1 protein-coding gene is annotated in these 1,117 nt (G+C 45.8%); it reads right to left on the bottom strand.

What is annotated here, in order from left to right:
• Positions 1-255: 255 nt before the first annotated feature.
• Positions 256-1,117 (bottom strand): conjugative transposon protein TraM (gene traM / locus EPN29_14400; GenBank protein ID TAN29947.1); only part of this gene is annotated, 862 nt, incomplete at its 5' end.

Raw genomic sequence — 1,117 nt, 5'->3', positions numbered from 1 at the left:
TCACTTTTTCAGCTAACACGTAAGCATCACCCCTGTCTGCACTTTGAATAGCAGAAGGAAAAATAAGTAGGGTTGTCTTATGCCAGGTGATGTCTAATTGGTAAGGTTTTACCAGGGAAGCCGGACTAAAATGACGAAGCAGTTGCGCTTCTCCGGCAATGGCTGTACAGCAACAGAGCCATAAGCCTAAGAGTATTTTCTTCATGATTATTTGATTTTTATGCTTGTACTTATAATAAATATTTAGAAATGACATTACTGCTGCATGGCCTTTGCATCCACCAGTAGCACGGGATAGCCGGCTTTTACGGTTACCCGAACCAGCCTGGCTTTCTTACTTAATAATCCTTTGACGGCTTCTATGCCTGCTCCGGCAGCCTGCGCACCCAGCGTGGGTTTTAGACTCATCAGCTGCATGCCTTCCAATGCCTGGCCGGAACTCTGTTTAGCGGCATTTCTTGTAATGGCTCCGGGCACCTTTATGCCTTCTATGCCGTCCATGTCATACACTGACAAGGATACCGGAAAAATATTATCACCATAGCGAATGTCTTTTACTTGTACTTTTAACCTTTCGCCTGATACTTCACACGTACCGAATACAAAAGTATTTTGAGGAACAAGCATACCGTTGATATACACGTCTTGGGTGAGACGTAATTTTGCGGTAGCTCCCGGAACGAGTGTTTGCGTTTCGTCTATGACGGCAGTTATAGCCTGGTGAGCAATACTTTCCTGCGTGACCGGACGGGAGAGATCATAAAAAGTATTCTGTTGGAAATCGCTTGCAATAGGCAGGCTGGAGTCGTCCGGCAGATGTGGAATGAAGGGTCGCTCCAGTAAAGATATATTTCCTGTATTGACGGCTGAAGTTACCGGAAATACCCGTCCTGCTTCTTTTCCCGATTGCGCTTTCAGTTGCTCACTGACTCGCTCAGGATGCTCAATATCCAGAATCTTTTCCAGCATCCCATCCAGTTGTTTTAATTCCGGATCGGGCTGATTTCCACCCGGCACCTCTGGCATCATCTGTGATAATGGGGACGCTAAAGCCTCCATATCTTTATTGTCAGTTTGTTCGGTCTCCATTCCTGCTGAAACGATATTTGTATCAGGG

The organism is bacterium (assembly GCA_004299235.1).
Lineage (GTDB): Bacteria > Chloroflexota > Dormibacteria > Dormibacterales > Dormibacteraceae > SCQL01.
Note: the sequence above shows the minus strand (reverse complement) of the source record. Positions and strands in the feature narration are given on the sequence as shown.